This is a genomic window from Roseobacter sp. TSBP12, assembly GCF_009129705.1.
Lineage (GTDB): Bacteria > Pseudomonadota > Alphaproteobacteria > Rhodobacterales > Rhodobacteraceae > Celeribacter > Celeribacter baekdonensis_A.
Genome location: NZ_PYIB01000026.1, coordinates 140,006 through 157,426 on the forward strand (window position 1 = coordinate 140,006; position 17,421 = coordinate 157,426).

At 58.7% G+C, this 17,421-nt stretch carries 13 protein-coding genes; 11 read left to right on the plus strand and 2 right to left on the minus strand.

Going from position 1 to position 17,421, the window contains the following annotated elements; genetic code table 11:
• Window positions 1-30: 30 nt before the first annotated feature.
• From C8029_RS07585 to C8029_RS07605, 5 genes are read left to right on the plus strand one after another with little or no spacing between them, the layout of a single operon-like run.
• Window positions 31-939, plus strand: a complete 909-nt coding sequence (locus C8029_RS07585; RefSeq protein ID WP_226946276.1) for a transporter substrate-binding domain-containing protein — start codon at window positions 31-33, stop codon at window positions 937-939.
• Window positions 932-1,594, plus strand: coding sequence for an amino acid ABC transporter permease (locus tag C8029_RS07590; RefSeq protein ID WP_009570048.1), 663 nt, complete (start codon window positions 932-934; stop codon window positions 1,592-1,594). The genes C8029_RS07585 and C8029_RS07590 overlap by 8 nt, the downstream gene beginning before the upstream one ends.
• Window positions 1,595-1,614: 20 nt before the next feature.
• The gene (locus C8029_RS07595; protein ID WP_286189771.1) at window positions 1,615-2,373 is read left to right on the plus strand and encodes an amino acid ABC transporter ATP-binding protein; all 759 of its coding nucleotides are present in this window, start codon (window positions 1,615-1,617) and stop codon (window positions 2,371-2,373) included.
• Entirely contained in the window at window positions 2,370-3,467 is a 1,098-nt protein-coding gene (locus C8029_RS07600; RefSeq protein ID WP_152002640.1) for a saccharopine dehydrogenase family protein, read from the plus strand. The genes C8029_RS07595 and C8029_RS07600 overlap by 4 nt, the downstream gene beginning before the upstream one ends.
• Before the next feature lie 30 nt (window positions 3,468-3,497).
• Window positions 3,498-4,415: a LysR family transcriptional regulator gene (locus C8029_RS07605; protein WP_152002641.1), complete on the plus strand. Its 918-nt coding sequence runs from the start codon at window positions 3,498-3,500 to the stop codon at window positions 4,413-4,415.
• 76 nt (window positions 4,416-4,491) lie between these two features.
• On the opposite strand, the gene mntR is transcribed toward C8029_RS07605, so the two are convergent.
• Window positions 4,492-4,950: a manganese-binding transcriptional regulator MntR gene (mntR, locus tag C8029_RS07610; RefSeq protein WP_009570044.1), complete on the minus strand. Its 459-nt coding sequence runs from the start codon at window positions 4,948-4,950 to the stop codon at window positions 4,492-4,494.
• Window positions 4,951-5,137: 187 nt separating this feature from the next.
• On the opposite strand from mntR, the gene C8029_RS07615 reads away from it, so the two are divergent.
• The 4 genes from C8029_RS07615 (at window position 5,138) to C8029_RS07630 (ending at window position 13,411) form a co-directional block, all read left to right on the plus strand.
• The gene (locus C8029_RS07615; RefSeq protein ID WP_152002642.1) at window positions 5,138-6,427 is read left to right on the plus strand and encodes an Nramp family divalent metal transporter; all 1,290 of its coding nucleotides are present in this window, start codon (window positions 5,138-5,140) and stop codon (window positions 6,425-6,427) included.
• 147 nt (window positions 6,428-6,574) lie between these two features.
• The gene (locus tag C8029_RS07620) at window positions 6,575-10,018 is read left to right on the plus strand and encodes a transglutaminase family protein (protein WP_152002643.1); all 3,444 of its coding nucleotides are present in this window, start codon (window positions 6,575-6,577) and stop codon (window positions 10,016-10,018) included.
• A 78-nt stretch (window positions 10,019-10,096) separates the two neighbouring features.
• Entirely contained in the window at window positions 10,097-12,520 is a 2,424-nt protein-coding gene (locus C8029_RS07625) for a circularly permuted type 2 ATP-grasp protein (protein WP_009570041.1), read from the plus strand.
• A gap of 3 nt (window positions 12,521-12,523) precedes the next feature.
• Window positions 12,524-13,411: a transglutaminase family protein gene (locus tag C8029_RS07630; protein ID WP_009570040.1), complete on the plus strand. Its 888-nt coding sequence runs from the start codon at window positions 12,524-12,526 to the stop codon at window positions 13,409-13,411.
• A gap of 6 nt (window positions 13,412-13,417) precedes the next feature.
• On the opposite strand, the gene ygiD is transcribed toward C8029_RS07630, so the two are convergent.
• Window positions 13,418-14,236: a 4,5-DOPA-extradiol-dioxygenase gene (gene ygiD, locus C8029_RS07635; RefSeq protein ID WP_152002644.1), complete on the minus strand. Its 819-nt coding sequence runs from the start codon at window positions 14,234-14,236 to the stop codon at window positions 13,418-13,420.
• A gap of 140 nt (window positions 14,237-14,376) precedes the next feature.
• Here ygiD and C8029_RS07640 point away from each other — a divergent pair, with 140 nt between their 5' ends.
• Together C8029_RS07640 and C8029_RS07645 are read left to right on the plus strand one after the other, a co-directional pair.
• A complete protein-coding gene (locus C8029_RS07640; protein WP_009570038.1) occupies window positions 14,377-15,273 on the plus strand; it encodes a LysR family transcriptional regulator in 897 nt (298 codons plus the stop codon).
• Window positions 15,274-15,405: 132 nt separating this feature from the next.
• Window positions 15,406-17,322 carry an elongation factor G gene (locus C8029_RS07645; protein ID WP_009570037.1) on the plus strand — a complete coding sequence of 639 codons (1,917 nt, stop codon included), beginning with the start codon at window positions 15,406-15,408 and terminating at the stop codon, window positions 17,320-17,322.
• Window positions 17,323-17,421 lie beyond the last annotated feature (99 nt).

A 17,421-nucleotide genomic window follows, 5' to 3' on the forward strand; every position in this document is an offset into this window, starting at 1 on the left:
AAAGCTGCCTTGTCCAACAAGGAGATCAGAATGAAGCTCAAGGCTTTTATTGGTGGCACGCTTGCAGCACTTGCCACGGCTGTGTCGATTGGCTCGGCGCAGGCACAAGACAGTAAGATTGATGAAATCCGCGAGCGAGGTACGTTACGCATGGCGGGGATTCTCAGCGAAGACCCGTATTTTGCGAAAGACCCGCGCACCGGTGAATGGCGCGGCTTTGCCGTGTCTATGGCGCGTGATATTGCCGAAACGCTTGGTGTGGAGCTGGAAGTTGTTGAAAGCAGCTGGAGCAACTCGATTCTTGATGTGCAATCGGGCAAAGTGGACCTCGCCTTGGCGCTCACCGCTTTGCCGAAACGCGCGATGGCGATTTCATTCTCTGACCCGACCTATTACAACAGCTTCGTGATCATCTCCCCGAATGAGGCGCTTGCCGACAAGGGGTGGGCGGAGTTGAACGATCCGGCTTATACGATCGCGGTTGATCTCGGCTCTTCGCAGGACAATATCGCGCGTCAGTATCTTCCGAACGCAAATGTTCTTCGGTTCAAATCCCGTGATGAGGCGGTGATTGCGGTCACTACGGGCAAAGCGGACGCGATGATCAACACGGTGTTGAACTCCGTTGTCATGTCCAAAAAGAACCCGGCGCTTGGCACCGTTTATGTCCCAGAACCCACCCTGTCGTCGCCCTCTGTGATCGGTTTGAATTACGACACAGATGAAACGTGGAAAGCCTTCATTTCCGCCTGGGCCGATTACAATCGCCGTGTTGGTAACAACCAAACATGGATCGTCGAAAGCCTTGCCCCTTTTGATGTGACCCTGGACGATTTGCCCGAAGGTTCGACATCGGCGGATAAGCCTGTCTTCACCACTCACTCTCGGCGCGCTTTTGGCGCGTCGACCTTACCTATATTCGAGGACCTCCATGTATAACTGGGACTTCTACACGGTCTTTCAGTCCTTTGATCTCTTCTGGCACGGGCTGCTCACCACTTTCCTTTACACCATCGGCTCGATTGGTTTTGGCATCGTCATCGGACTTGTGACCGCCTTTGCCCGACTGTCTAAATGGCGGCTGTTGCGCGGTGCGGCACGCACCTACCAAGAGGTGTTTCGCTGCACGCCTTTGCTCGTACAAATCATGTGGGCCTACTATGCTTTGCCGATGTTGCTGGGGATCAGCATACCGAACTGGATCGCAGGGCTGGCGACGCTCTCGCTTTATGTCGGGTCGTTTTACGGCGAAATTTTTCGGGGCGGCATCAATGCAATCGACAAAGGTCAGCGTGAAGCGGCCATGGCGGTTGGCATGTCTGGCGGCCAGGCGATGCGCCATATCATCATGCCGCAAGCGGTCAAAAAGATGCTGCCTGCGTTCATCAATCAGTCGGTTATTCAGGTCAAAAACACATCGCTCCTATACGCCATTTCCATCGCGGAACTGACCTATATGACTTACATCGTGAATAGCGAAACCTACCGCCCGCTCGAAAGCTATTCGATCGCCGCGATCATGTATTTCGCCATGCTTTTCCCGCTCACCCAATTCGCCGATTACTTCGAACGCCGTATGCGGCGCAGCGACTGAACCGCAAAAAGGACCCTGTTATGACCACGCCTTCTATTCTTTCTGTGCGCGCGTTGACAAAGAGCTATGGCGAACTTGAGGTGCTCAAAGGCATTGATCTAGACATCACGCCGGGTGAGGTGATTGCCATCATCGGCCCGTCGGGATCAGGCAAATCCACCTTCATCCGCTGTCTCAACATGATGGAAGTGCCCACGTCGGGATCGTTTCAATTTCGCGGCAGCCATGTGTTGCCGGAGTTTAAGGACAAGGCGGGAGCGCTTGGAGCGGGCACATTGCGGCGCAAGGTTGGGATGTGTTTTCAACACTTTAACCTGTTTCCCCATTTGACCGTTTTGGACAATGTCACCAAGGGTCCGAGGGTTGTTTTAAAAGAGAGCCAAGTTGAGGCCGAAGCTCATGCGCGCGCGCTTTTGGCCAAGGTCGGTCTTGCCGATAAGGAAAACTATTATCCCAGTAAACTCTCCGGTGGGCAAAAACAGCGGGTGGCGATTGCGCGCTCTCTGGCGATGCGCCCGGATGTGATGTTGTTTGACGAGGTGACCAGCGCGCTTGATCCCGAGCTGGTGTCTGAGGTGTTGCAGGTGGTGCGGGATTTGGCCGAAGGTGGGATGACCATGGTGTTGGTCACGCATGAAATGGCCTTTGCCGCGGATGTCGCGGACCGGGTGATTTTTATCGACAATGGTGTGATTGCCGAACAAGGCCCGCCGCAGGAGGTGATGCACAGCCCCCAATCCGAACGGCTTCAACAGTTTCTTCAGCGATTTCACGCATGACCCGTTCTATGCCGCCCGCTGAAACCTGCAAAATCGTCATTGTCGGCGGCGGGCGCTCCGGCACCGCCATCGCGCGGGTGTTTGGTGCGGATCGGGCCTTTTCGCCTCTTGTGCTGGACATCGACTATGACCGTGTGCGTCTTTTGCAAGCGGAGGGCCTCAATGCCGCACAGGTCAGTGGCACGGATTTAGACGGGATGGGGCAGGCTCTAAAGGGGGCGGCGGCAGTCATATGCGCTGCGCCGCCCTCCGTTGTGCCCAGTACCGCAAAAGCCGCGCGCGCGGCGGGTTGCGTGTATTTGGACCTGTGCGAAGACCCAAAAGCATTGCGCGCGGTGTTTGAGATCGCCGCAGGGGCGGAAACGCCCTTCGCGCCGGGCTGCGGTCTTGCGCCGGGGCTGATTTCACTCATGGTGGACGATCTTGTGACTCGCAGTGGTCCAGAGGCAGAGATCACCGCCTATGTCGGTGTTTTGCCGGCCAAAAAAACCAATCGTCTCGGCTATGGCAATATGTGGGACATTGAGGCGTTGATCGCGGAATATACCCAGCCCTGTGCTGCGCTGGCGGACGGTAAGGTGGTCGGCTTGGCGCCGCTCGACAACCTCGAAACCGTAACCATTTCCGGAGAGACCTTTGAAGCCTTTACCACTTCGGGCACATTGGATGCTTTGGTCTCGCACTATGAGGGCCGCTTGAAGGGATTGACGTTTAAGACGCTGCGCTATCATGGGCACCTCGATTACATCTCCTTTCTGCTCGATGATCTGGGCCTGTCAAAGCGGCTTTATCTTATGCGCAACCTGCTTTTGACCGGGCTTGAACGGATCGAGGACGATCGGGTGATTGTGCATCTGACCTGCTGCGTTGGTGCGCAGGAACGGACACAGACGCGGCTGTTCTCACCGTCATCACTGTCGCGGCAGACTCCGACGTCCGCCCTTGCGCATATTTCGGCGTATCATGTCTGTTCGGTGGCGGACATACTCGTGCGTGGTCTTGCGCCGCGCAAGGGTCTGTTGCACCATGGCGATCTTTCACTTGAGATCCTTTCGAACTCTGCCTTTTCAAAGGCCCTCTTCACCAACGCCTAGGGTCGCAAGGCTCTCACCGGGGAGCAAATCATGTCCGAGAAACCGCGTATCGCGCAGACTCAAAAAATCGACATTTCGCTTTTGCAGACCTTTCATTTGGTTGCAAAAATCGGGTCTTTTTCCGGTGCGGCGCGTGAACTCAATATTTCCTACCAATCCGCCGCCAATCATGTCCGACGGCTTGAGCAGCTTTATGGCACGCAGTTGGTGAAGGCCGAAAAAGGCTCGCGCGAGATTGTGTTGACGGCTCCGGGGCGCGCGCTTCACGCTTCATTGGGGGCGGAACTTGACACGATTTTCGCGCGGCTGTCGCTTTTGCTGCGAAATGTCCATTCGGTGATGCGGTTTGGTGTCCCGCAGGCGCTGTTTCATGCGTTCTTTCCCGAAATTGTCAGGCAGGTGAAAGAAACCCATCCCGATATGGAGTTGAATTTTTTTGAGCGCGACACGGTTCTGTCGTCGATGATGGTCAACGGCGAACTGGACGCCTGCGTTTGTGAACGGTTCTTTGGCGATGCCAGTATTTCGCAGGTTCTTTTGGGGCAATACCGTCTCGCCTTGGTCTATCCGCAACATTGGGCGCGCGACTTCGCTTCAAGCAATGACCTCGCTTCTTTGCAACAGGAGAATTTTATCACCTACGAGCCGGGTCAAACCCTGCGCTCGCGGGGGATTGATTTCCTCACCAAGAAACTGGGCAAAGCGCCGCAAAACATGACCACCGTCTCTGGCTCGACCTCCGTCATGGAGCTTGTCAGGGCCGGGATCGGGTATGCCATCGTGCCCGAATGGGTTGCCGAAGCGGCCGGGGAGAAGGTCAAATGGATCATTCTCGACGAGATGCAGACCGTAAAGGTCTATTTTGCCACGCCGGTTTTCTTGTCCGAGGACCCGGTGCTTGTCTTTACACGAGAAATTTGTCGCAACGTGATGGGGTTTCGGGTCTGACACAAGAGACGGCCTGCCGCTTTAACCCAACGCGCAGCCGCCATGGATGTGTCTTATATCCCCACCCCATTGGGCGTTATTTGTTCCTATTTTGCTGTGCGAGATACGCCTCAAACGCTGCCAGAGTGCCTTCGGAGACGTGGTGTTCGATCCCTTCGGCGTCAAGTTCGGCGGTGGTTTCAGGCACACCCACGGCAATGAGCAAGGCCACAACCGTACGGTGCCGTGCCCGTACCCGATCCGCCAGGGCCGCGCCGTCATCGGTCAAAAACACCCCGCGATAAGGGCGAGACGTCGCCAAGCCTTCGCGTTTCAGCCGGGCGATGGCTTTGGTGGCCGTGGGTTGCGCCACGCCCATGCGCTCGGCAATATCGGCCACGCGGGCTTCGCCATGCTCAGCGATCAAATCGCCGATCATTTCGACATAGTCCTCCAACAGGGCCACCGCCTGAACTTCGCGGGCACGGGTGAAGCGATCCGCTTGCGAGGCACTCTGTTGTTCTGGCGGAAGATTGGTCGAAAGTGATGGGGCCATAACGGCGCTCCTGTTCAGTTGGGAATTCTGTATAGCCTAGGGATGACTTTTTCACCAGCATTTAGATTGTGTGGCAAAGGTACGCGGGCTTATATCAGAGGGTGTCGCTATTCAGGTCAGATTTACTGTTGCAATAAGTATAGCGATGGCTATAAATCGGCGTGACATTTATTTGTAAGGCGCGTTCATGCCCTCCCTCACAGATCGCACAAAACAAGGCATTGCCTCTGTTCTCTCCGGGGACCGTGGCGGTTGGCGTGCGCGCCTGCTGTTTGCCGGGCCTGCCATTATCGCCTCGGTAGCCTATATGGACCCCGGCAATTACGCCACGAACATCCAAGCCGGTGCGGGTTATGGCTATACGCTGTTGTGGGTTGTGCTTTTGGCCAATCTGATCGCGATGTTGTTTCAGGCACTCTCAGCGCGGCTGGGCATCGTGACCGGAAAAAACCTGGCCGAACTGTCACGGGACAATTTCCCTCGCCCGGTGGTTTGGATCATGTGGGCGATCAGCGAAGTCGCCGCCATGGCGACCGATTTGGCCGAGTTTTTGGGCGGTGCCATCGGACTGGCGCTCCTGTTTGACCTGCCGTTGATGGTCGGAATGATCATCACTGCCATCGTCACCTATGCGATCCTGATTTTTGAGGGCAAAGGCTTTCGCCCGATGGAATTGATCATTGGGGCGCTCGTAGCCGTCATTGGCCTGTGTTACCTGGCCGAAATCATCATCGCGCCAATTGATTGGGGCGGGGCGGCCATGGGGATGATCACGCCGGAATTGCCCGATGCGGCGGCGCTGACCATTGCGGTCGGCATCATCGGGGCCACTGTGATGCCCCACGCGATTTACCTGCATTCGGGCCTGACGCAATCGCGTGCCAATGTGCGCAATGCCGCCGAGCGGCGCAGGGTTTTGAAATTCTCCAACACCGAAGTCGTGGTCGCGCTTGCGGTGGCGGGCATGGTCAATATGGCGATGGTGATGATGGCGGCCTCTGCCTTTCACTTGGGTCATTCGGATGTGGCCGAAATCGAAACCGCCTACCATACGCTCACACCGCTCTTGGGTGCGGCTGCGGCGGGCATGTTCTTGGCCTCTTTGATTGCCTCGGGCATTTCAAGCTCGGTCGTCGGCACCATGGCGGGTCAGATGATCATGCAGGGGTTCTTGCATTTTCATGTGCCGATTTGGATTCGCCGTTTGGTGACCATGGTTCCGGCCTTTGCCGTTGTTGCCGCAGGCGTGAATGCCACTGATGCTTTGGTGATGTCGCAAGTCGTGCTCTCCATCGCTCTGCCCGTGCCGATGATCGCGCTGATCATTTTCGTGTCGCGCCGTGAAATTATGGGCGAGTTTGTGATCCATCCGGGGCTGCGTCTCTTGGCCGGGGTTGGGGCCGTTGCGGTGCTGGGGTTGAACTTCGTGCTTTTGGCGGAGTTCTTTGGCCTCAGCATGCCGTTTCTTGCAGGATAGCGTTGTGGGCAGTGTTTGCTGAAAAATTGATCGTTTGCCCTATTTTTCCCCGCCAAACCCCGACCCAAGGCGTTTTGCCCGTGAAGCCGGGATGAAGCACTTATAGTCTGATAGGGATCGGGCATTCGGGCAAAGGGCGAACACACCATGGCGATTTATGCATCCATCCATCACGTCACCCATTATAAATATGATCGCAATGTTGACCTTGGCCCGCAAATCATCCGTCTGCGTCCCGCGCCACATTCGCGCACGCGGGTGATTTCGCATTCGCTCAAGGTTTCGCCTGCCAATCATTTCGTCAATCGCCAACAAGATCCCTATGGCAACTGGCAGACCCGGTTTGTGTTCCCCGAACCCGTGCGGGAATTCAAAATCGAGGTCGATCTTGTCGCCGATATGACCGTCTATAACCCGTTCGATTTCTTTATCGAAGAAGAGGCCGAAGAGTGGCCGTTTGAGTATCCGGCGGACCTCAGGGACGATCTTGTGATCTACCGCACCCCCGAACCCGAAGGCCCGCTTTTGGCGCAATTCATCGGCACGCTCGATCTCAAAAAGATGCGGACGGTGGATTTTCTGGTCGGGCTGAACGCCCAGATCGCCAATTTCGTGAATTACACCATTCGGATGGAAGCGGGGGTGCAGACGCCCGAAGAGACGCTTGAAAAACGCTCCGGCTCGTGTCGCGATTCCAGTTGGTTGTTGGTGCAGGTGCTGCGCCATCTGGGTTTGGCCGCGCGCTTTGTGTCAGGCTATCTCATTCAACTCAAACCGGATGTCGAGGCGCTCGATGGCCCTTCTGGCACGGATCATGATTTCACCGATCTTCATGCCTGGTGCGAAGTGTTTATCCCCGGCGCGGGCTGGATCGGGCTCGATCCGACCTCCGGGCTTTTGACCGGCGAAAGCCATATCCCGCTGGCCGCCACCCCGCATTACCGCAACGCCGCGCCGATTTCGGGTGGCTACACCTCGGTCGGCGCACCTGAGGTCAGCTTTGATTTCCAAATGGAGGTCAAACGTGTCTCTGAACATCCGCGCATCACCAAACCTTTCTCGGATGAGGCATGGGATCGGCTCAACGCGCTGGGTCATAAGGTCGATAAAGCGCTGAAAGAGGGAGACGTGCGCCTGACCATGGGCGGTGAGCCGACCTTTGTGTCGATTGATGATTTTGAAAGCGCGGAATGGAACACCGAAGCCGTGGGGCCGCAAAAGCGCGCCTTGGCGGATGAGCTGATCCGGCGGCTGCAAACCCGGTTCGCACCGGGCGGGTTCCTGCATTATGGCCAAGGCAAATGGTATCCGGGTGAAAGCCTGCCGCGTTGGACCTTTTCGCTCTATTGGCGGCGCGATGGTAAACCGGTTTGGAAAAACCCGGACCTGATCGCGAAGGAGGATGTGCCTGTGCCCGCTGGCGCGACAGAGGCCGGGGCGTTTATGAAGAAGTTCGCCGAAAACCTCGGTGTCGATCCGGTCAACGCCCAACCTGCCTATGAGGACCCGGCGGAATGGATTTTGAAAGAATCCCTGCTGCCGCCCAATGTGAACCCGGAAAACAGCAAGCTGAAGAACCCCGAAGACCGCGCTCGCTATGCGCGGGTGTTTGAGCGCGGGTTGACCGAACCCTCGGGCTATGTCCTGCCGATCCAGCGCTGGCAATCAAAAGCCGGGTCAAATTGGATTTCGGAGCTGTGGCAAACCCGGCGCGGGCATTTGTTTTTGGTGCCCGGTGATAGCCCGGTAGGCTTCCGCCTGCCTTTGGGCGCTTTGCCGCATATTCCTCCGGCGAGTTTCCCCTATTCCTATCCGTCTGACCCGATGATGGATCACGGGCCTTTACCGGATTTCCACAAAAAGCTGTCTGAACGGCGCAAGCGGGTGGAGGACGAAATCGCCCGATTGGCCGCCGAAGAAGAGGCGCGTGCGGCACAGGAAGCCAAGGAAAAATCCGATCTTTTGCCTGAGGCATCCGAGGGCCACAGCCAACCCGTGAGCCAAGCCAAAGTGTCTGAGGCCGAACGTCAGGCGCTTATCGCGCAGGGCATTGATCCGTCCACCAGCGAAGTGCGCACCGCGATTGCGATTGAGCCGCGCGACGGGCGGTTGTGCCTGTTCATGCCGCCCTGTGAGGCGCTTGAGGATTACCTTGAACTGTTGGCTGCAGCCGAAGACACCGCCGAAGAGCTTGGCCTGCCGATCCATGTCGAAGGCTATTCCCCGCCCGAAGACCCGCGTTTGAATGTGATCCGTGTCGCCCCCGATCCCGGCGTGATCGAGGTGAATATTCACCCGGCGCATAGCTGGGACGATTGTGTTGCCACCACGGAGGCGATCTATGCAGAGGCGCGTTTGTCGCGTCTGGGCGCGGATAAATTCATGATCGACGGGCGCCATACCGGAACCGGCGGCGGCAACCACGTTGTTGTCGGCGGGGCGACACCTGCGGATTCGCCCTTCCTGCGTCGTCCGGATTTGCTCAAATCTCTGATCCTGATCTGGCAACGTCATCCGGCGCTGTCTTATCTGTTCTCTGGGTTGTTCATCGGCCCAACGTCCCAAGCTCCGCGTATTGATGAGGCGCGGCACGACACGCTTTATGAGCTCGAAATCGCCCTGTCGCAGATCACGCCTCCGACCGAGGGCGCGGTGCCGCCCGCGTGGTTGGTCGACCGTCTGTTGCGCAACATGTTGACCGATGTGACGGGCAACACCCACCGCGCCGAGATTTGTATCGACAAATTGTTCTCCCCAGATGGGCCGACCGGGCGGCTTGGCTTGGTCGAATTCCGGGGCTTCGAGATGCCACCGCATCCGCGCATGAGCCTTGCGCAACAGGTGTTGCTGCGCGCCATCATCGCGCGCTGTTGGAACGCGCCCGTTGAGGGCAAGCCGGTGCGTTGGGGCACGGTGTTGCATGATCGGTTCATGTTGCCGCATTTTCTGTGGGAAGATCTTTTGTCGCTTTTGGCCGATCTCAAATTGCACGGGTTCGAGTTGGACCCGGAATGGTATGTCGCGCAGGCCGAGTTCCGTTTCCCGTTCTGCGGTCAGATCGAGGCCGAGGGCGTTCATCTTGAAATCCGTCAGGCGCTTGAGCCGTGGCATGTGTTGGGCGAAACCGGCGCGATTGGTGGCACCGTGCGCTACACCGATAGTTCGGTCGAACGGCTTCAGGTTAAAATGACCACGCTGCATCAGGATCGCTACCGCATCATGTGCAATCAACGCCCCGTGCCGATGGCGCGCACCGCGACCTCTGGCACCTCTGTCGGTGGCGTTCGCTTCAAGGCGTGGCAACCGCCAGAGGCGCTGCATCCGGTCTTACCGGTCAACGCGCCGCTGACCTTTGACATCTATGATGATTGGACGGGTCGGGCGCTTTCGGGCTGTACCTATCACGTTGCGCATCCGGGCGGGCGCAGCTATGACACCTTCCCGGTCAATGGCAACGAGGCCGAAGCGCGGCGTTTGGCACGGTTTGAACCCTATGGCCATGCGCCGGGGGCCTACACGCCCGCCACTGAGGTCCCGCATCCCGAATTTCCCTTGACCCTTGACCTCAGGAGGCCCATCGGTCTGCTTTAAGCCTTGTTTAGGGCGTTTTGCGGTAGTCTAATCCCGCGAAACGCCCCAGAGGCAAGGTTAGGATACCCAAGGGACATCATGCCCAATTCAGCGCGGCCCACTGACGTGACGTCGGATTTCTTTTCCGCCTATCTGCAACGCCCGGGCGTGGCCGATGAGTTGTTTGATGCCAAAGGCCAGATGCGCCCGGTGTGGCGGCGGTTTGTCGATCGCTTTGCTCGCCTGACCCCCGCCGAGATTGAAGCACGCTTTGAGCGCGGCGATCAATATCTGCGCGATGCGGGCGTGTTTTACCGCCAATACTCCAACGACCCTCTGGCGGAACGGGATTGGCCCCTGAGCCACATCCCGGTGATCCTGCACGAAGACGAATGGGCCACGATCTGTGCCGGGTTGACGCAGCGCGCCGATCTTTTGGAACGGGTCATGACCGATCTCTATGGTCCGGGCCGTTTGGTGGCGGACGATCACTTGCCAGCGGCCTTGATTGCGCGCTCGCCGCACTGGCTGCGCCCGATGGTGGGGGTGGAACCGCGCGGCGGGCATTACCTGCATTTCATCGCCTTCGAGATCGGGCGTTCGCCGGACGGCACATGGTTTGTTCTGGGCGACCGGACACAGGCGCCCTCGGGGGCGGGATTTGCGCTTGAAAACCGGATGGCGACGGGGCGGATTTTCCCCGAACGCTTTCCGCGGGCGCATATCCACAAACTGTCGGGCTTTTTCGGTACTTTCCGCAATGCGATGGAACGTCTGGCCTCGCCACAATGGGAACCGCACCGGGTCAGTGGCATTCTGACACCCGGCCCCTCCAACGACACCTATTACGAACATACCTATATCGCGCGCTACCTTGGGATGATGTTGCTTGAGGGCGAAGACATCGTGGTCGAAAATGCCCAAGCCATGGTGCGCACGATCGAGGGGTTGCAACCGCTTGGCATGTTGTGGCGCCGGATTGATGCGGCCTTTGCCGACCCGATTGAGTTCAATCCAACCTCGCATATCGGCACGCCGGGTCTTATGGAAGCGGTTCGGGCCGGGCACCTTGGCATGGCCAACGCGCTTGGCTCGGGTGTGCTTGAGATGCGGGCGATGATGGCGTTTTTGCCGCGCATGTCAAAGGTGCTCACCGGACAGCCTTTGGCCCTGCCCAACATTGCAACATGGTGGTGTGGCGGGACGCGGGAGCGGGCCTATGTCCAAAAGAACGCACAAAACATGCTGATCAGCCCGGCGGATGCGGTGGATCTACCGTTTGATCTTGGGGCGACAACGGCGCTGGGCGGGGAATTCCGCGGCACAGCGATGGGGTCGATCTCCGATTGGCTTGAGCGCGAAGGCGACCGGCTTGTGGGTCAAGAGGCGGTGACGCTTTCGACCACGCCCGCATGGCAGGCGGATGGCGAAGGCAGTGGCCGGGTTGTGCCGCGTCCGATGACCGTGCGGATCTTTGCCGCACGGACTTCTGAGGGCTGGCAGTTCATGAAGGGCGGTTATGCTCGTATTGGCCGCAGTGAAGATGTCACCGCCCTCGCGATGCAGCGCGGCGGATCGGTGGCGGACGTTTGGGTGGTCTCGGATCGGCCTCTGCCGCACACAAAATCCGCCGTCCCGTCCGATGGTAATTTCCGTCGCGCCGCCCCCGGTATTCTCCCGGCGCGCGCCGCTGACAACCTGTTTTGGCTGGGGCGCTATGTGGAGCGCACCGAAGATGCGGCGCGTTTGATCCGGGCCTATCATTTGCGCTTGGCCGCCACCGACAATCGCAATGACCCGCGTTTGAAAGCCCTGCGCAGCTATATGGCAGGATACGGGTTTGATCTGTCCCAAACCGTGCCCGAGGCGTTGATTTCGCGCATCAACACGGCGCGCAATTGCGCGTTCAACGTGCGCGATCGGTTTTCGACCGATGGCATTTCGGCGCTGAGCGATTTGTTGAAAACCGCCACGCGGATGACCAAAACGGTCCAGCCCGGCGACGATTGCGCGCGGGCGATGTCGGTTTTGGTCCGCAAAATCGCCGGGATCACCGGACTCGTGCACGAAAACATGTACCGATTTGCCGGGTGGCGGTTTTTGAGCATTGGCCGGGCTTTGGAACGCTCGGATGCGATGGCCTCGCTTTTGGCGCGGTTCACCGGCGAGGATGCGCCGGAGGGCGCGCTCGATTTGGCAGTTGAAGTGGGGGATTCGATCATCACCCATCAGCGCCGCTATCGGGTCGAAACCAGCCGCGACACCGTGGTGGATCTCTTGGCTTTGGACGCTGACAACCCGCGTGCGCTGCTGTTCTTGATCCGCGCCCTGCGCCAGCATGCCGAGGCTTTGCCCAACGCCCATTTGCATGGTCGTCCGTCCGACTTGTTGCGTACAATCTTGCCGCTTGAGACCGGGATTGCTTGTGCCATGCCGGTCGAGATGACGCCGGAGCGGCTGATGTCCATCAGGGCGGATTTGGCGCGGATTTCCGATCTGATTTCCGCGGCGTATTTGAGGTAAGCGATGTTGTATGACGTGAGCCTGACGATCGAATATAATTATGCGGCCACCTCGGATCGGGCGCGCAATTTGGTGCGGCTGTTGCCCTCCAATATTGTGGGCGTGCAACAGGTCCGGCAACGCCTGCTTCAGGTCACGCCCCGGCCCGATGAACGCCGCGATGGCGTTGATTTTTTTGGCAACGCAATGAGCATGGTGGCGTGGCACCATCCGATTGACGCCATGTCTCTCAATCTCACCGCCAAAGTGGAGCGGTTTGACACCATCGTGCCACTTGATTTTTCGCCGCGTCTGGCGGAGTTCGCACGGGATCTGAGTGCGGTGCATGGGCTTGGCCCGGATGCGCCGCATCACTTTGCCTCCGCCTCGCCGCTGGTGTCGCCGTCGCCCGCGATGACGGCCTATGCCCGCGATCTTGTCGACCCGGACATGACTGCGATGCAGGTTGTCGAGGTGCTGGGCCGGGCGCTGCACCGCGATATGACGTTTGATCCCGAAGCGACCGACGTGAACACGCCGCCCGAAGAGGCCTTTGAAAACCGTCATGGCGTCTGTCAGGATTTCGCCCATGTGATGATCGCCGCCCTGCGCGGGATCGGCATTCCGGCGGGCTATGTCTCGGGGTTTTTGCGTACCTTCGCGCCCCCCGGACAACCGCGCCTTGAGGGGGCGGATGCGATGCATGCGTGGGTGCGCGCTTGGGTCGGTCAGGAGACTGGTTGGATCGAATTCGACCCGACCAATGACCAGTTTGCCGGTACGGATTACATCACCGTGGGCTACGGGCGCGATTATGGTGATGTCGCGCCTGTGCGTGGCGTGATGCGGACCTCAGGCGGGCAGGAAAGCCGTCAGGCGGTAGATGTGATCCCGCTTGAGGACGTCACCTAAGCGCCGTCAATAATAGACGAAGCTGCGCATCGACACCGAGGCGATGTCGATGGAGGAGTTCATGAACATCACCTCATCTTTGGCGTCTGAAGCCCCCGCAATGGTCAGCGCCGGAAGGTAGTGATCCAGCGACGGATGCGCCAGTGTCAACAGGCTGCCAAGCCCTTCACGGTCTGAGAGTGCGGCATGGTCGCGGGCCATAAGGCGTTCGGCAAACATCCCGTCAAACTCCAGCGCCCAGTCATAGGGTTTCGCGCCATATTTCATCCTGCGCAGGTTGTGAACGATATTGCCGGAGCCGAGGATCAACACCCCGCGATGGCGCAGATCGGCAAGCGCCTGACCAATCTCAAGATGATGCGGCAAGTCCTTGGTCATATCAATCGACAGCTGAAACACCGGGACATCGGCCTCAGGGTAGAGCCATGTCAAAACCGACCACGCGCCGTGATCCAGGCCCCATGTGTCATCGCCCTCGGCGTGGTGGCTGGCGAGAAGAGAGACGACCTCATTGGCCACATCGGGTGCGCCTTGGGCGGGGTAGTGTTGGGCAAACAGCTCCTGTGGGAAGCCATAAAAATCATGGATGGTCTTCGGCATGCGCGACACATCCACCAGCGTTGACCCCCGTGTCATCCAATGCGCCGACACCACCAAAATTGCCTGTGGTCGCGGCAAAGAAGACCCTAACTCGGCCCAACTACGCGAATAGGCATTGTCTTCGATGGCGTTCATCGGGCTACCATGGCCCAAAAACACAACCGGCATCCGATCCGAGGATGTGAGACGGTCTTTCAGGTTTTGCAGGTCTTGTGCGAGGCTCATAGTGATGTCCTTTGCGGGGCTGGTGCTGTGCTGGGGGCTCTTTGTCCCAATGCTTGAGCCAAAGATGGTACTTGATGTGAGGGAATGAAATAGCGAATATATGGAATGACTAGGAACAAAACATTCCCAATGGTTGCGTGATGGACCTGATTGACGGGCTCAAAGCCTTTGTGGCCACGGCGCAAACCGGGTCGTTTACTGCGGCGGCGGACCGGCTTGGCATGTCCAATCGGTTGACGTCAAAATATGTCGCCGAGCTCGAACAGCGCCTTGGCGTGCGGGTGTTGCAACGCACCACGCGCAAGGTTGGGGTCACCTCGGCGGGCGAAGAGCTTTTGGCCCGTGCGCCCGCGCTTTTGGACGAACTCGATGCGATGCTCTCGGCGGTGACCGAGGACAGTCGTGGGTTTTCCGGTACGCTGCGGGTATCCGCCCCTGTGACCTTTGGTGAAACCTATGTGCAGGGCCTGATGCAACGCTTCGCCGCCCCGCATCCTGACCTGACCATCGACTTGCGGCTCAACGACAGCTATGTCGATCTGGCCGCCGAAGGGGTCGATCTGGCGTTTCGGATCGGCACCCTGGATCAGCCGACGTTAAAGATGCGCAAACTGGGCGAAATCCAAAGCGTCGTTGTTGCCGCCCCGGCCTATCTCGCGGATCACCCTGCACCAAAGCGGCCCAAAGATCTGGCACATCACGGTTGTATCATCGACACCAACCGCCGCCGCCCGGCGCACTGGGTGTTTGTGGATGGTGCACAAGAGATTGCCGTCACCGTGCGCAGCCGGTTCATGGTCAACAGCGCGCGCGCGGCGCGGGATTTGGCCGTCGCCGGGCAAGGGATCGCCTTTTGCCCGCGCTTTGTCTTGGGGGATGATCTTGAGACCGGGCGTTTGGTGTCGCTTTTGGACGGGTTTGATCCTCCCGGCCACCCGATCAGCGCGATCTATCTTGAAGGGCGCACCTTGCCTCTTAAAGTGCGTGCTTTGATCGACTTCGCCCGTACGGACATTCGCCAAGCGGGCATCGTCTGACACTGGACCGTTCAACAATTCTGTCTCAGTTTGACCTGAACCAAGGCCGAGCGCTACGCTGGGGCGTAGTCTTATCCCCAATCACGCTTTTTGACGTGTAGCGTAAAGCACGATGACCCGGAGGATTCCCGCATGAAAACCGTCACCATTTTAGGCCCATCTCAATCAGGCAAATCAACATTGGCCAAAGCGCTCGCCGGGCTTGAGACGGGAACATTCCGCTCTTTGAGCCTGTTTGGCGAGGCTGCGGTCACGATGTTTCGCTATCTGGATGAAGATTGGGCCGTGCTGGAGTGTCCGGGCGGGGCGGAGGGCCTGTCACTGGCCGGATCGGCCTTGGCGGGCAGTGACGCGGCAGTGCTGTGCGTGTCGGCGGATGTGGATGCGGCGGTTTTGGCCGCGCCTTATTTGCGCCTGCTTGAGGCGGCCAATCTACCGACGCTGATTTTCGTCAACAAACTTGATGTCGCAACCGACCGCATCAGCGATGTGGTCGCCGCACTGCAAGCCTATTCGGCCCATGGCATCGTGCTGCGCGAAGTGCCGATCCGCGAGAATGGTGAAATCACCGGCGTGGTGGATCTGATCTCTGAGCGCGCTTGGGCGTTCCATGACGGCGCGCGCTCGTCCTTGATGGAACTGCCGAAAGATATGCGGGCGCGCGAACAAGAGGCCCGCGCCGATTTGCTCGAACATCTTGCCGATTTTGACGATGCGCTGTTGGAAGAATTGATCGAGGACCAACAGGTGATGAGTGCCGAGATCTATGAGGTCTCGACCAAAGTGCTTCAGCATCACGACCTGATCCCGACCTTTTTGGGGGCGGCTGCAAAGGGCAATGGTCTGACCCGGTTGATGAAAAGCCTGCGCCATGAAGTGCCGGGGATTGAAGTGCTGTCAGAACGGTTGGGCACGTCTCCTGTGGCGGTCGGGATTTTTGCCGATCAGGTCAAACATCTTGGCAAAACCGTGCTGATCCGCCCTGTGGGGGCCAAGATTTCGGCGGGCGCGCAAGTGGCGGGCGGCAGTATCGGCAGCCTCGTTGACATTGATGCCAAAACCCCGGTGAGCCAACTTGCCCCCGGTGCCCTCGCATTGACGGTGAAAACCGATCACCTGTCCCTGCGCGCGCCGGTCTATGGCGCGAGTGGGCCGATGGAGGCGCCGGTTTGGGTCGCGGCACATGCGCCAAAACACAGATGCTTGATCTCACCCGTCAATGACCGCGATGACGCGCGCTTGTCCTTGGCTTTGGCAAAACTGGCCGAGATTGATCCGGGGCTGAGCGTGGAGCAGGACAGCCAAAGCGGCAAAGTGATTTTAGCGACCCAAGACCAGCTTCATCAACGCCGCGTTGTGAGCAAACTCGACGAGGTCTTCGGCGTGTCGGTCACCCTTGAGGCGATCCCTCCGGCGCTGTTTGAAACCATCACCCGCCGGGTCGAGACCCAGCACCGCCACCGCAAACAATCCGGTGGTGCCGGTCAATTTGCCGATGTGGTGATCGAGATCGAACCCTTGCCGCGTGGCGATGGTTTTGTCTTTGCCGAAACGGTCAAAGGCGGCGCGGTGCCGCGCAATTACATGTCGGCGGTGGAAGCGGGGGTGTGCGATGCGCTGGCCGAGGGGCCAAACGGATGGCCCGTGGTGGACATCAAAGTCACGCTCAAAGATGGCAAACACCATGCGGTGGACAGCTCTGATCATGCCTTCCGCACCGCCGCCAAAGGCGCTGTGCGCGAGGCGATGGCCGAGGCGAAACCCATTGTCTTGCAGCCGATCCACCGGATCAGCATTCATGTCCCAAGCCCGTTTTCCGGTGGATTGGTGCCTTTGGTGACGGGTCTCAAGGGACAGGTTTTGGGCTTTGAGGCCGAAGGCGATGTGGCGGGTTGGGATGTGTTTTCTGCCCTGCTGCCTGCGGCATCCGAAGCGGAGTTGTTTCTGGCCTTGGGCAGCGCGTCGCGCGGCACCGCGTGGTATGAAACGGAGCTGGATCATTATGAAGAGGCTCATGGCGCGGTCGCGACGATGGTCCCAACGTCCTGATTGAGCTAACCCTCACAACAAAATCAAAATTTGAGCCGCCGAGACCCCTTTGGCGGCTCTTTTGAATTTGGCCCCTCAGCGAGATATGTGCGACGGAAA

Bases quoted from the DNA above. Each gene is read 5' to 3' on its own strand.
- C8029_RS07585 (WP_226946276.1), top strand. From the start codon at position 31: ATGAAGCTCAAGGCTTTTATTGGTGGCACGCTTGCAGCACTTGCCACG.
- C8029_RS07590 (WP_009570048.1), top strand. From the start codon at position 932: ATGTATAACTGGGACTTCTACACGGTCTTTCAGTCCTTTGATCTCTTC.
- C8029_RS07595 (WP_286189771.1), top strand. From the start codon at position 1,615: ATGACCACGCCTTCTATTCTTTCTGTGCGCGCGTTGACAAAGAGCTAT.
- C8029_RS07600 (WP_152002640.1), top strand. From the start codon at position 2,370: ATGACCCGTTCTATGCCGCCCGCTGAAACCTGCAAAATCGTCATTGTC.
- C8029_RS07605 (WP_152002641.1), top strand. From the start codon at position 3,498: ATGTCCGAGAAACCGCGTATCGCGCAGACTCAAAAAATCGACATTTCG.
- mntR (WP_009570044.1), bottom strand. From the start codon at position 4,950: ATGGCCCCATCACTTTCGACCAATCTTCCGCCAGAACAACAGAGTGCC.
- C8029_RS07615 (WP_152002642.1), top strand. From the start codon at position 5,138: ATGCCCTCCCTCACAGATCGCACAAAACAAGGCATTGCCTCTGTTCTC.
- C8029_RS07620 (WP_152002643.1), top strand. From the start codon at position 6,575: ATGGCGATTTATGCATCCATCCATCACGTCACCCATTATAAATATGAT.
- C8029_RS07625 (WP_009570041.1), top strand. From the start codon at position 10,097: ATGCCCAATTCAGCGCGGCCCACTGACGTGACGTCGGATTTCTTTTCC.
- C8029_RS07630 (WP_009570040.1), top strand. From the start codon at position 12,524: ATGTTGTATGACGTGAGCCTGACGATCGAATATAATTATGCGGCCACC.
- ygiD (WP_152002644.1), bottom strand. From the start codon at position 14,236: ATGAGCCTCGCACAAGACCTGCAAAACCTGAAAGACCGTCTCACATCC.
- C8029_RS07640 (WP_009570038.1), top strand. From the start codon at position 14,377: ATGGACCTGATTGACGGGCTCAAAGCCTTTGTGGCCACGGCGCAAACC.
- C8029_RS07645 (WP_009570037.1), top strand. From the start codon at position 15,406: ATGAAAACCGTCACCATTTTAGGCCCATCTCAATCAGGCAAATCAACA.